Source organism: Pantoea eucrina, assembly GCF_001691555.1.
GTDB classification, from domain to species: Bacteria; Pseudomonadota; Gammaproteobacteria; order Enterobacterales; family Enterobacteriaceae; genus Pantoea; species Pantoea borealis.
Map to the genome: position 1 here is coordinate 1,701,453 of NZ_MAYN01000008.1, position 13,676 is coordinate 1,715,128.

The following is a 13,676-nucleotide window of genomic DNA, read 5'->3' on the forward strand; positions in this document are numbered from 1 at the left end:
TTTATTTGTGATAACTTTGCAGGGAAAAGGCATTGCTGCGAACGATATTGCCCATAAAAAAACCCGGCCAGCGCCGGGTTCTTTAATCAGGGTACGATCAGCCAATATACTCCAGACCGCCCATATAAGGACGCAGCACGTCCGGAACGGCAATCCGGCCATCGGCCTGCTGATAGTTTTCCAGTACTGCAACCAGCGTACGACCTACCGCCAGTCCCGATCCGTTCAGCGTATGCAGCAGGCGCGGCTTTTTATCACTTTTGCTGCGGCAGCGTGCCTGCATACGACGCGCCTGGAAATCCCACATGTTGGAGCAGGAGGAGATTTCACGGTAGGTATTCTGCGCCGGCAGCCAGACTTCGAGATCGTAGGTTTTCACTGCGCCAAAGCCCATATCACCGGTGCAGAGCAGCACTTTACGGTAGGGAAGATTAAGCAGTTGCAGCACTTTCTCCGCATGTCCGGTCAGCGCTTCAAGTGCATCCATAGAGGTTTCCGGCGCAACGATCTGCACCATCTCAACTTTGTCGAACTGGTGCATACGGATCAGCCCGCGCGTATCACGCCCGTACGAACCTGCCTCAGAGCGGAAACATGGCGTATGCGCCGTCAGCCTGATTGGCAGACTCTCTTCTTCGACGATTTCATCACGCACCAGATTAGTCAGCGGCACTTCAGCGGTAGGGATCAGCGCATAGTTACTGCTGCCCGCCTCTTCACCCAGCGGTTTGGTGTGAAACAGGTCTTCGCCAAATTTTGGCAGCTGCCCGGTGCCATACAGCGTATCGTGGTTAACCAGATACGGCACATAGGTTTCCAGGTAGCCGTGCTCCTGCGTGTGCAGATCGATCATAAACTGACTCAGGGCGCGATGCAGGCGGGCAATCTGCCCCTGCATTACGATAAAGCGGGAACCGGTCAGTTTAACGGCGGCGGCAAAATCCAGCCCCCTGACCGATTCACCCAGCTCCACGTGATCTTTAACCGGGAAGTCAAACTGGCGCGGCTCCCCCCAGCGACTGATTTCCAGGTTCTCACTGTCATCTTTACCCAGAGGAACGTCATCAGCCGGGAGGTTTGGCAGCGCCAGCGCAAAATCGCGGATCGCATTTTGCAGCACATCCAGTTCAGCTTTAGCCGCATCCAGACGTTCACCCAGCGTATTCACTTCCTGACGCAGCGGCTCGATATCTTCCCCACGGGCTTTTGCCTGACCGATGGATTTGGATCGGGCATTACGCTCAGCCTGCAGATTTTCTGTCTCTACCTGCAGTACTTTACGACGCTCTTCTAAGGAGCGCAGCGTATCCACATCCAGTTTAAATCCCCGGCGTGCCAGTTTTTCTGCGACTGCGTCTGGCTCGTTACGCAGCAGATTGGGATCGAGCATGCTTATCCTGTGTAATAAAAGGTTAATTGAAAAAAAGAGGGGTTGCATCCCACTGGAATGCAATGAATTCCTTGCTCACCTTACCGTAACGCGTTTATCAGCGGTAGCGTTTTATCGGGCTATTTTGATCCTGCTCAGCCAGCCAGGCGAGTTTTTCACCGATCTTCCCTTCCAGTCCGCGCGGCACAGGATGGTAATAACGGACGTCGCGCATTTCCGGCGGAAAAAAGACTTCGCCGGCCGCATAAGCGTTGGGCTCGTCATGCGCATAGCGATAGCTTTTACCCAGCCCCATCTCTTTCATCAGCTTTGTCGGCGCATTACGCAGATGGTCCGGCACATCATAGTCGGGATGCTCGCGCGCATCGCGCAGCGCCGCTTTGAAAGCCGTGTACACTGCGTTGCTTTTCGGCGCACACGCCAGATAGACAATCGCCTGCGCAATCGCGCGCTCGCCTTCTGCCGGCCCGACGCGCGTAAAGCAGTCCCAGGCTGAGATGGCTACCTGCATTGCACGCGGATCGGCATTGCCGACATCTTCCGAGGCGATAGCCAGCAGGCGCCGTGCGACGTAGAGCGGATCCCCGCCTGCGGTTATGATTCTGGCATACCAGTAGAGCGCCGCGTCGGGCGCAGAGCCGCGCACCGATTTGTGCAGCGCCGAGATAAGATCGTAAAAGCGATCGCCCTGATTATCAAAGCGCGCCGCGCGCTCGCCGGCGACTTCAGTGAGCAACTGCGGCGTCAGCTCCCGTTTACCCTCTGCGTTAACATCTGCCATATCCGCCATCATTTCCAGCGTATTAAGCGCCCGGCGTGCATCACCGCTTACCAGTTCGGCGATCATCCGGCGAGTGGCATCAGGCAGCACAATGTCGCTGTCGCCATAACCACGGGTGTCATCCTCCATCGCCTGCGTCAGCACCTGCTCAATATCTTCTGTGGTCAGTGATTTGAGCAGATAAACGCGCGCGCGCGACAGCAGCGCAGAATTGAGTTCAAACGAAGGATTTTCCGTAGTCGCGCCAATAAACGTAATGGTGCCGTCTTCAATGTGCGGCAGAAAAGCATCCTGCTGGCTTTTGTTAAAGCGATGGACCTCATCCACAAACAGGATAGTACGCCGGCCGGCATGGCGGTTTTGCCGGGCACGTTCAATCGCTTCACGAATATCCTTTACGCCGGACGTCACCGCTGAAATGCGTTCCACATCAGCGTTGCCGTAGTGCGCGATGATCTCCGCCAGCGTGGTTTTTCCGGTGCCCGGCGGGCCCCACAGGATCATTGAGTGCAGCTGTCCGGCTTCAATCGCCCGCGGCAGCGGTTTACCCGGGGCCAGCAGATGCTGCTGGCCGATATACTGCTGAAGCGTGGCGGGCCGCATTCTGGCGGCCAGCGGTTTAAACGCATTTGAAGGGGCAAAATCCAGAGAGAGATTACTCAACTCAACCTCACTGACGCTGGTCGTCTACCGTTACCCCTTTTGGTGGCGTAAAGGTAAATTTATCGGGACTGATGGCACCATTTTTCTGGCTCTTCAGCTGGTAGCTGCTGCGCTGGCCATCCTGCTCAATCGCGCTGAACTGATTGATGGTGCCCGATGATGAGACGTTAATGGTGAACTGCTTCAGATTGCCGTCGCTGTTTTTTGGCGTCAGCTCAAAGCTGTCCCCCTGCTGTTTGATATTGTACTGCTGCCAGTCGCTGGGCTGATTGCGCGCGATAAGCATAAAGGGCGTATTGCTGGTGGCATTCTGCAACAGGCTGACGCTGGCCTGTTCGACAAACGGGTTATAGAACCACAGGTTTTTACCGTCAGAAACAATAACGCTCTCATCTGGTGCCGTCATATGCCAGTTAAACAGGCTGGGACGCTTAACCCATAACTCCCCTTCACCATCCTGAACATTAGCGCCGCTGCCGTCGGTCACTTTCTGACTAAAACTGGCATGGAAGCTGTTTACTTTGTTCAGGCGCTGCTGCAGATCGCCAGAGGCATCTGCCAGTGCAGATGCTGAAACAAAACCGGCCAGCAGGCCACAGGCAATAACGCGTAATTTCATCTGATTCGATTCCTTATTCACTGTTCCTGATACTCACTGCTATTAAACGTAGTTGCCGTATTGTCTCTTCGACAGAAGAAAAAGCCGAAAGGTCCCAAAGATATGGAGATTGCGCAACAGATAAACAATGGGCCAGTTAATAACTGGCCCATGAGGAAAATAGTGCTGTCAGCCGGCGTTACATTTCATGTGGTGGCGGTGAAAGCACCTCGCGGTTACCGTTATGGCCCGGCTCAGAAACAATACCCTGTGCTTCCATCTGCTCAATGATACGTGCCGCACGGTTGTAGCCGATGCGGAACTGACGCTGCACGCCAGAGATAGAGGCACGACGTTTCTCAACCACAAAGGAGACTGCCTGATCGAATAGCGGATCGAGCTCTTCATCACCATCCATACCCCCTGCGCCGCCTTCGCTCTCCTCACCCGCTGTGATGCTGTCAATATACTGCGGGCGTCCGCGCGCTTTCCAGTCCTGCACAACAGCATGAACTTCCTGATCGCGCACGAATGCGCCATGCACGCGTACCGGCATCGAGGAGTTAGGCGGCATGTAGAGCATATCACCCATTCCCAGCAGCGATTCTGCGCCGCCCTGATCGAGAATAGTACGCGAGTCAATTTTACTTGATACCGTAAAAGCGATACGGGTAGGAATGTTGGCTTTAATCAGACCGGTAATAACGTCAACCGACGGACGCTGAGTTGCCAGCACCAGGTGAATACCGGCAGCACGCGCTTTTTGCGCCAGGCGCGCTATCAGCTCTTCTACCTTTTTACCCACGGCCATCATCAGGTCGGCAAATTCATCTACCAGCACCACGATGTAAGGCAGTTTCTCCAGCACGGGCGGTGTCATGTCCATGCTGTCTCCCGGCTTCCAGAACGGATCCGGAATCGGACGGCCCATCGCCGCAGCCTGCTCGATTTTTTCGTTATAACCGGCAAGGTTACGTACGCCCAGTGCAGACATCAGTTTGTAGCGACGCTCCATCTCTACCACGCTCCAGCGCAGCGCGTTAGCCGCGTCTTTCATGTCGGTTACCACCTCGGTAAGCAGATGTGGGATCCCTTCATAAACTGACAGCTCAAGCATTTTCGGGTCGATCATGATAAAGCGCACTTCTTCCGGTGTCGCTTTATAGAGCATGCTGATGATCATGGTGTTAACGCCAACCGACTTACCGGAACCGGTGGTACCGGCTACCAGCAGGTGTGGCATTTTTGCCAGATCGGCAACAACAGGCTGTCCGGAAATATCTTTACCCAGCACCACTGACAGAGGAGAGGGGTTATCGCGGAATTTGTCGCAATCCAGCACTTCACGCAGATAGACTGTCTGGCGATGTTTGTTCGGCAGCTCAAGCCCGACATAAGGTTTACCGGGGATGACCTCCACCACGCGCACCGCCACGGCTGACAGCGAACGCGCCAGATCGCGGGAGAGGTTAGAGATCCTTGCTGCTTTAACGCCCGGAGCCAGGTCGAGTTCAAAACGGGTGATCACCGGGCCCGGAGAGATCCCTACCACTTCAGCTTTTACCCGATAGTCCGCCAGGCGTGCTTCTACCAGGCGCGCCGTCTGTTCCAGCGCAAACATATCCACGGGCTCTTCTTCTTCCGGCGGAGCTGTCAGCAGCTCAAGTACCGGAAGCGGCGTCGAAGGTTTCTCCAGTGGTCGTTCATGACGCACCAGGAAAGGGTGAAACAGACTATCCTGCGCCGGAGTAGCCGGTGCGACTGCAGGCTCTGGCTCTGCTGCAAATCCTGTGCTGCCCGCTTCACTGTATGAAGGCGGTGGAACGGGTTGTGCGGGCACAGCCGGTTCCGCTACCGGCACGGCGGGCTGCTGCCATTGAACCGCTGGTTCCGCTGCCGGTGCAACTGGCTGCTGCTGCACCGCCGGTTCCGCTGCCGGTACAGCTGGCTGCTGCCACTGAATAGCGGGTTCCGCTGCTGGTACGGCTGGCTGCTGCCGCGGCGCCACAGGTTCTGCTGCCGGTACGGCTGGCTGCTGCCACTGCGCTTCAGGTTCCGGCGTGGCCGCGATAGTAAACAGCGGTTCGCTCGGCGTATCATCAACCAGATCTTTCATGGGTGAGAAGTCAAAAGCAGCCGAGGTATCCAGATTAAACACCGGCGCTTTTTCTTCCTGTGGCGCGCTATAGCGCTGCTGCTGCTGTGCCGCAAACTGGCTTGCCAGCTGCGCCTGATGCTGCGCCTCCTGATCATCCTCTTCAGTATGCGACTCCCAGCTTTCACCATAGCGCTGCTGCTGCTGTGACTGAAATGCATCACGCAACTGCGCTTCCTGAAGCGCAGCGTCTTCTTCATACTGCGGCTGATGCAGCGTGGCACTCACATCCGGCTGCTGCTGCTCTGCTTCTTCACGCGCTTTCTCTTCTGCCATACGCTGTGAAGGCAGTTTAATCCCATAAGAGGCAAGTTCACGTCGGGTCGGCAGTTTAACTTTGTTGGGTCGCGGCAGCTCCGGACCAATACCCTGCTTTACCTGCGGGTTACGATCGCGCTCAGGCACAATGTCAAAAACAGGCGACAGCGACTCTTCAGTGCGCTGTACGGCAGCAGTGGCAGCACCTGTGGCCGCAGCGGCCGTAAATGCAGGGGCAACAGCAGAAAAGCGATCGGCACTTTGCCAGTCGCCCATGCGCGGGCCATCTTCATCCTGTACAGCAGGTGACGCGACAGGCTCTTCCGGCAGTTCGAAATGATAGAGGGGTGGCGTCTGCAGTGCTGGCGTGGCTGCAACAACCGGTTGAGATGCGACCGGTTGCGGCACCGCAGCCTGTGTAGCCGCTGGCTCAACCGCCAGTACAGGTTCTGCTACAGGAGCCGAAGCGGGCGGTGCCTGACGGGCAGCTTCACTCACTGCAGACAGTGCTGCAGCGGTTGCGCTGGACGCTTTGGCCAGCAGGGGTTCACTGGCCAGCTCAGCAGCAAGTGCAGGCGCGGGCGCAGGCGTTCGCGGCGCAGCCAGCAGCACATCCTCTTCGTCAGCATCCTGAAGCGCTACAGCCGGACGCGATGGGATATCCGCTTCCTCTTCATACTCATCCTCTTCCCAGCGATCGTCATGACGAGAGCGGTTACTGGCGAACGTCAGCACGCCCATTACCACGCTCCCGATTTTTTCAGCGATAGCGAGCCATGACCAGCCAGTATAGAGTGTGATACCTGCAGCCCAGATACAGAGCAGCGTCAGCGTGCCGGTTGCTCCATGAAGCCACGGCGCCATAGCATTGCTGACCAGACTGCCGATAACACCGCCCGAGGCGAAGTACCAGATATCATCCACATTCAGCGCTGCCAGGCCGCAGGTAGTCACCACCAGCGCCAGCACGCCTATCAGACGTAATCCAACGGCAAAATAGTCGATATAATCCTGCCGATCGCGCTGACGAAAAGTGATCCAGCACAGGCCCAGGATAACGGGTGGAATGGCATAAGCCATCACGCCGAAGATAAACAGCAAAGTATCTGCCAGCCAGGCGCCAACGCTACCCCCGATATTATGGATAGGTTCATGCCATGCGGTCTGAGACCAGCTGGGATCGGAAGGGTTAAAACTCACCAGTGACACCATCAGATAGATGGCGAACAGGGCTACAAGGATGAGCAACGCCTCGAGCAGACGACGTCCACTGCTCAGCGGTTGTAACGAAACATCTTTATCTTCTGTGTATTCCTGGCTCAAGAGAACTCTCCAGGTGCCTGTAAAATAAGAAGGCAACAGCGCCGGAAGAGCCCGACGCTGGTCCTGTATGAATTCACAGGAGTGTACCTAAATCCTGCACGCTTTGCACCTTCCCTGCGTTAGCGGGTTTTAATGACCAGCCGGTTACTCTGTTTAACCTCTTCCATCACGACATAGGTACGGGTGTCGTTTACGCCTGGCAGGCGCAGCAAGGTTTCTCCCAGCAGTTTGCGATAGGCAGACATATCAGGCACGCGGGTTTTCAGCAGATAGTCAAAGTCACCGGAAACGAGGTGACACTCTTGAGTTTCCTCAAGTTTTTGCACTGCGGCGTTAAATTGCTCAAACACGTCAGGGGCACCGCGATTCAGAGTAATCTCAACAAACACCAGCAGGGATGCATCAAGATAGTGGGGGTTGAGCTGCGCGGTGTAGCCCAGGATAAAGCCCTGTCGCTCCAGACGGCGAACACGCTCAAGGCATGGCGTTGGCGAAAGGCCTACGCGCTTGGAAAGCTCAACATTGGAGATACGGCCATCTTTTTGCAGTTCATTCAGGATATTTCTGTCGATACGATCCAGATCTTTTCCGGGGCGCTTTTTATTGTCTACCATTATTATTGTCTCTCTTAATTCCTTCCCTATGCCTGCCACACCCTGAAAAATGCGTATTTCAGAGCCTTACTGAATTGAAGACCATAAGCCTGTGCAGTCACGCACCATCCGTATGACGCATGCTGTCTGTCCACATCATGCGTCATTACCAATGTCAGGCTGAGATTTTCTGACGCCGCCGCGCAAAACAGTGATGAATTACCATTCTGAACCGTCAGAGACTCTCTGCTTCTTCCAATGTTTTCGCAAATGCGCAGGCGATTGTCAAAGTAAAACATCTAAATTCAGTACAAGATGCCAGATACCGTGCTGGAGCCCTGTTTTTAAATGATATTTTCAGGGCAGTGATGTCCTTTATTTACTCAGAATGCACTCTTTTAGCGCAACGCTGCAGCAAAGATACGTTTCATCGTCTACGCCGCTTGCAGCAATTGCTAACAAAATGGTGCAAAGCTTTTTTTGCTGTCCTAATTTCCCTACAATCAAAATCACTGTTGTCAGAAACACACTGAGGAATGCATGAGTACGGCCAAACACAGCAAACTGCTTATCCTGGGCTCAGGCCCAGCCGGTTATACCGCTGCAGTTTATGCGGCACGCGCTAACCTGAATCCGGTGCTGGTTACCGGTCTGGAAAAGGGCGGCCAGCTTACGACGACCACCGAAGTTGAAAACTGGCCAGGCGACCCGCACGACCTGACCGGGCCGTCGCTGATGGAGCGTATGCATGCGCATGCCGAAAAATTCAATACTGAAATCCTGTTCGATCATATTCATACCGTTGATCTGCAGCAGCGCCCTTTTCGCCTGACCGGTGACAGCGGCGAATATACGGCGGACGCTCTGATTATTGCGACGGGCGCATCGGCACGCTATCTGGGTCTGCCTTCTGAAGAGGCGTTTAAGGGCCGGGGCGTCTCTGCCTGTGCAACCTGCGACGGATTTTTCTATCGCAACCAGAAAGTTGCGGTAATCGGCGGAGGCAATACTGCTGTTGAAGAGGCGCTGTACCTTGCCAACATCGCGTCTGAGGTGCACCTGATCCACCGCCGTGACACCTTCCGCGCAGAGAAGATTCTGATTGACCGGCTGATGGAAAAAGTGCGCAGTGGCAATATTGTGCTGCATACGCATCGTACGCTGGAAGAAGTGACCGGTGACCAGATGGGTGTGACGGGCGTGAAGCTGCTGGCAACTAACGGTGAGCCTGCAGAATCACTTGAGGTAGCAGGCCTGTTTGTGGCGATTGGTCATAGCCCAAACACTGCCATTTTCGAGGGCCAGCTGGCACTGGAGAATGGCTACATTAAAGTACAGTCCGGCCTGCACGGTAACGCGACCCAAACCAGTATTCCGGGCGTCTTTGCCGCAGGTGATGTCATGGATCATACCTATCGTCAGGCGATTACATCAGCCGGCACCGGCTGTATGGCTGCGCTGGATGCAGAGCGCTATCTGGATGGTCTGGTTAAAAACGATCGGTAAGTTGTTAATAATCTGATCATAATTATATGAAGGCGACCTATTCAGGTCGCCTTTTTTATATACAGCGTGCTAAAGTGCTGCCGATCGCAATAACCTGATACTTTATCCGGGTTTCGCCCTGATTCAGAAGAGCAGACGACAGTATGAACAGATCACGGCAACAGACAGTGCTGAGCTGGTTACGGCAGCAGCGAGCTTCTGGCGCAAATGCCCTGCGGCTGGCTGCACTATGCGGTTTTGCCTCCGCAATCATCCTTATTACGCAGGCGTGGCTGATGGCTACGCTACTGTACCAGCTAATCGTGTCTCATCAGCCCCGTTCGGCGCTGGTTGCTCAGTTTCTGCTATTGCTGCTCTGTTTTCTGTTGCGCGCCGGTTTTAACTATGGACGGGAGATGGCGGGCTTCCGCGCCGGTCTTGCTATCCGGCGGGCGCTGCGGCGGCAACTGCTTGATCGTCTTGATGCGCTTGGGCCTGCCTGGATACAGGGCAAACCTGCGGGCAGTTGGTCAACGCTGCTGCTTGAACAGATTGAGCAAATGCAGGATTACTATGCACGCTATCTGCCACAAATGACGCTGGCAGTGGTTATTCCCTGTGCGGTTCTGATTGCCATATTTCCCGTCAACTGGGCTGCAGGGTTGATTCTGCTGGTTACCGCACCGCTGATCCCGCTGTTTATGGCGCTGGTTGGCATGGGTGCAGCGGATGCCAGCCGGCGTAACTTTCTCGCGCTATCGCGGCTGAGCGGTGATTTTTACGACCGTCTGCGCGGGCGCGAAACGCTGCGTTTGTTCCACCGTGCGGCGGCTGAAGAAAAGGCTATTGCTGCCAGCACCGATAGTTTTCGTCAGCGGACGATGGAAGTGCTGCGTCTCGCGTTTCTCTCCTCAGCGGTACTGGAGTTTTTTGCCTCGCTGGCCATTGCCGTTGTTGCCGTCTACTTTGGCTTCTCTTACCTTGGCGAATTTGATTTCGGTCATTACGGCGCCGGCGTAACGCTGTTCGCCGGCTTTCTTGCGCTGATCCTTGCACCGGAGTTTTTCCAGCCGCTGCGCGATCTGGGCACCTTTTATCACGCTAAAGCGCAGGCGACAGGCGCGGCAGATGCGCTGGAAACGTTCCTGCATGCGTCGCCGGACGTTCCGCAACCGGAGGCGGTTCGTCCATGGTGTGAAAACGCCCCTCTGACGCTGACCGCAGAAAATCTGGTGGTGATGAGTGCCAGCGGCCATGCGCTGACGCAGCCGCTTAATTTCACTTTGCACGCAGGCTGCCGGGTTGCACTGGTTGGTGAAAGCGGCGCAGGTAAAACCGTGCTGATGAATGCGCTGCTTGGTTTCCTGCCCTGGCAGGGAACGCTGCGGGCTAACGGCGTGGATCTGCGCTATATCGAGCGTGCAAGCTGGCAGCGACAACTTGCCTGGGTGGGGCAAAACCCACAGCTGCCCGCAGGAACGCTGCGCGATAACCTGATGCCGGAGCAATCCGCTGATGAGAGCAGGCTGCAGGCTGTATTGGCACAGGCAGGCGTGAGCGACTTTCTGGCTGGCCTCCCGCTGGGGCTGGATACGCCGACCGGCGATGATGGGGTCGGACTTTCTGTCGGTCAGGCACAGCGGATTGCGGTTGCCCGTGCGCTGCTGAAGCCGGCAAAACTGCTGCTGCTGGATGAGCCCGGTTCAGGTCTGGATAGTACCAGTGAATACCATGTGATGCAGGCGCTTAACCAGGCGGCACGGCAGCAGACGACGCTGATGATCACGCATCAGCTGCACGATCTGGCGCAGTGGGATGCGGTGTGGGTTATGCAGCAGGGTGCACTGGTACAGCAGGGAAGCTGGCAGCAGCTCAGCACTCAGCCCGGGCTGCTGCAGGAGATGATACGGCAACGTCAGCAGGAGAATTCACTGTGCGTTCATTAATGCCTTTTGTGCGTCTGTTCCGGCAGCATCCCTGGCGCCTGGGATTAGGGATCGCGCTGGCTATCTTTACCCTGCTGGCCAGTGTGAGCCTGCTTACGCTCTCCGGCTGGTTTCTTGCTGCCTCCTCGCTGGCAGGTATGGCCGGGCTCTACACCTTCAACTATATGCTGCCGGCAGCAGGCGTGCGCGGTGCCGCGATTATACGTACCGCAGCGCGTTATTTTGAGCGTCTTGTCAGTCATGATGCCACCTTTCGGGTGCTGCAGCATCTGCGTGTATATACTTTCAGGCGCCTGATGGCACTGGCGCCTGAGCAGCTGTCGCGCTTTCGCCACGGCGAGCTGCTGAACCGCTTTGTCAGCGATGTTGATACGCTCGACCATCTCTATCTGCGCGTTATTTCGCCTCTGGCCGGTGCAGCGGTGGTTATTATCGTTGTAACCGGCGGTCTGTCCCTGCTCAACCTGCCTCTGGCGCTGATTTTAGGGGGCAGCATGCTGCTGACCCTGCTGATACTGCCCGCCGCCTTCTGCTATTTTGGTCAGACTGCCGGCGCGCGCATCGCCCGTTCGCAGGCGAGCTGGCGCCTGCAGCTTGCCTGCTGGCTCATGGCACAGGCTGAACTGCAGATCTATGGTGCGGCAACGGCCTGGCGTCAGCGGCTGGACAGTGAAGAGCGGCAGTGGCAGCACGCGCAGCAACAGCAGCATCACCTGCAGGCGTTTGCACAGAGCCTGCTGCTGCTGATAGCCGGTCTGACCGTAACGCTGCTGCTGTGGGTTTCAGCTGACACTGTCGGGGGCGCAACGATTGCGCTGTTTCTGTTTTGCGGTCTGGCAGCGTTTGAAGCGCTGGCGCCGGTTGCCGGCGCGTTTCTGCCGCTGGCGCAGGTCAGCAGCGCCGCACAGCGCGTGCAGGAAATCATTGACCAGCCGCCGGCCATCCATTTTCCGCCGCGTATGCAGGACGCGGGGCCGGAAATGCGTCTGGTACTGGATGACATCTCATTTAGCTATCCGCAACGCCCGGAGCCGGTATTACAGCATTTTTCACTGCGGCTGCAGCCGGGCGAACGTATTGCCCTGCTCGGCCCGACCGGCTGTGGCAAATCGACCCTGCTGGCGCTTATCACCCGCAGCCGGGAAGCCACCGCGGGTCATATCTCTCTTAATGATATTCCGCTCTCAGAGTGGGATGAGCGCAGCCTGCGGCAGCGTATCAGCGTGGTAACACAGCGCGTGCATCTTTTCAGCCAGACGCTGCGCGATAACCTGTTACTGGCGCGCCCGGCGGCCAGCGATAGCGAGCTGACTGCCGCGCTGGTTCAGGCTGGACTCGGCTTTCTGGCCGAGCAGCCTGACGGACTGGATAGCTGGATGGGTGAAGGCGGCAGGCCGCTGTCCGGCGGCGAACTGCGGCGCCTGGCCATCGCGCGTGCCCTGCTGCATAACGGCGACCTCTGGCTGCTGGATGAGCCTACCGAAGGGCTGGATGCCACGACTGAGCAGCAGATCCTGCAGTTACTGCTGCGGGTCAGCGAGGGTAAGACGCTGATCGTGGTAACCCATCGCCTGCAGGGCCTGGAAAGGATGGACCGCATCTGCGTGATGGATCAGGGCACCATTGTGGAATCGGGTTCGCATGACGAATTAATCTCAAAAGCGGGTCGCTACTGGCGTTTCCGGCAGCGCTTTGCGTTATAGTCTGGAGATGACGCTTTTGGGTAGCTGATGCCATGAGACTGGTACAACTTTCACGTGATTCACTGCACTTTCCACCGCCGGAAATGGCGCTGCGCGAACCAAACGGTTTGCTGGCTATGGGCGGAGATCTCTCGCCTGCGCGTTTGATTAATGCGTACCAGCACGGTATTTTTCCCTGGTTTTCGCCCGGCGACCCGATCCTCTGGTGGTCGCCCGATCCGCGAGCCGTGCTGATGCCAGATGCGTTTCATCTCAGCCGGAGCATGGCGCGTTTTCACCGGCGCTCTCCCTATCGCGTTACCATGAATCACGCGTTTGCGCAGGTGCTTGAAGGCTGCGCCACCGGGCGTCAGGAGGGAACGTGGATCACCTTCGAAGTCAAACGTGCCTGGCTGCGGCTATATGAGCTGGGCCATGCACACTCTATCGAAGTGTGGCATGAAAATAGCCTGGCTGGCGGCATGTATGGTCTGGCGCTCGGACAGATGTTTTGCGGAGAATCGATGTTCAGCCGACAGGAAAACGCGTCTAAAACCGCGTTATGGGTCTTTTCACAACACTTCCGTGCCCACCAGGGAAAACTCATTGATTGCCAGGTGCTGAATCCCCACACCGCATCACTTGGGGCAACAGAAATCCCGCGTGCTGACTATCTGCAGGCGCTAAAAAAACTGGCGTGGCAGCCGGTTGCTGAGGGATGCTGGCAAACACAGACCCTTTTTTAGCCCTGCCCGCAGATGTTTTGCACACAAATCTACATAAAAGTGATACAATAAGCGAG

At 56.4% G+C, this 13,676-nt stretch carries 9 protein-coding genes; 4 read left to right on the forward strand and 5 right to left on the reverse strand.

Annotation, left to right across the window (positions count from 1 at the left end; genetic code table 11):
- Nucleotides 1–97: 97 nt before the first annotated feature.
- The 5 genes from serS to lrp all read right to left on the reverse strand — a co-directional run bounded on the left by serS (nt 98) and on the right by lrp (nt 7,782).
- Nucleotides 98–1,390: a serine--tRNA ligase gene (gene serS / locus BBA90_RS14140; RefSeq protein WP_065649706.1), complete on the reverse strand. Its 1,293-nt coding sequence runs from the start codon at nt 1,388–1,390 to the stop codon at nt 98–100.
- 97 nt (nt 1,391–1,487) lie between these two features.
- Entirely contained in the window at nt 1,488–2,834 is a 1,347-nt protein-coding gene (locus BBA90_RS14145) for a replication-associated recombination protein A (RefSeq protein WP_065649707.1), read from the reverse strand.
- A 7-nt stretch (nt 2,835–2,841) separates the two neighbouring features.
- Entirely contained in the window at nt 2,842–3,453 is a 612-nt protein-coding gene (lolA, locus tag BBA90_RS14150; RefSeq protein WP_065649708.1) for an outer membrane lipoprotein chaperone LolA, read from the reverse strand.
- 178 nt (nt 3,454–3,631) lie between these two features.
- Nucleotides 3,632–7,168, reverse strand: coding sequence for a DNA translocase FtsK 4TM domain-containing protein (locus BBA90_RS14155; protein ID WP_065649709.1), 3,537 nt, complete (start codon nt 7,166–7,168; stop codon nt 3,632–3,634).
- 119 nt (nt 7,169–7,287) lie between these two features.
- Nucleotides 7,288–7,782 carry a leucine-responsive transcriptional regulator Lrp gene (gene lrp / locus BBA90_RS14160; protein WP_006118610.1) on the reverse strand — a complete coding sequence of 165 codons (495 nt, stop codon included), beginning with the start codon at nt 7,780–7,782 and terminating at the stop codon, nt 7,288–7,290.
- Between the two features lie 519 nt (nt 7,783–8,301).
- Between lrp and trxB the strand changes: the two genes are divergently transcribed.
- From trxB to aat, 4 genes are all read left to right on the forward strand, one after another.
- Nucleotides 8,302–9,267: a thioredoxin-disulfide reductase gene (gene trxB, locus BBA90_RS14165; RefSeq protein WP_065649710.1), complete on the forward strand. Its 966-nt coding sequence runs from the start codon at nt 8,302–8,304 to the stop codon at nt 9,265–9,267.
- Between the two features lie 143 nt (nt 9,268–9,410).
- Nucleotides 9,411–11,192 (forward strand): heme ABC transporter permease/ATP-binding protein CydD, encoded by a 1,782-nt coding sequence (gene cydD / locus BBA90_RS14170; RefSeq protein WP_065649711.1) that lies wholly within the window; start codon nt 9,411–9,413, stop codon nt 11,190–11,192.
- Nucleotides 11,180–12,895 (forward strand): heme ABC transporter ATP-binding protein/permease CydC, encoded by a 1,716-nt coding sequence (cydC, locus tag BBA90_RS14175; protein WP_065649712.1) that lies wholly within the window; start codon nt 11,180–11,182, stop codon nt 12,893–12,895. Before cydD ends, cydC begins: the two co-directional genes overlap by 13 nt.
- A 32-nt stretch (nt 12,896–12,927) precedes the next feature.
- Nucleotides 12,928–13,620: a leucyl/phenylalanyl-tRNA--protein transferase gene (aat, locus tag BBA90_RS14180; protein WP_065649713.1), complete on the forward strand. Its 693-nt coding sequence runs from the start codon at nt 12,928–12,930 to the stop codon at nt 13,618–13,620.
- The last annotated feature ends 56 nt before the right edge of the window (nt 13,621–13,676 follow it).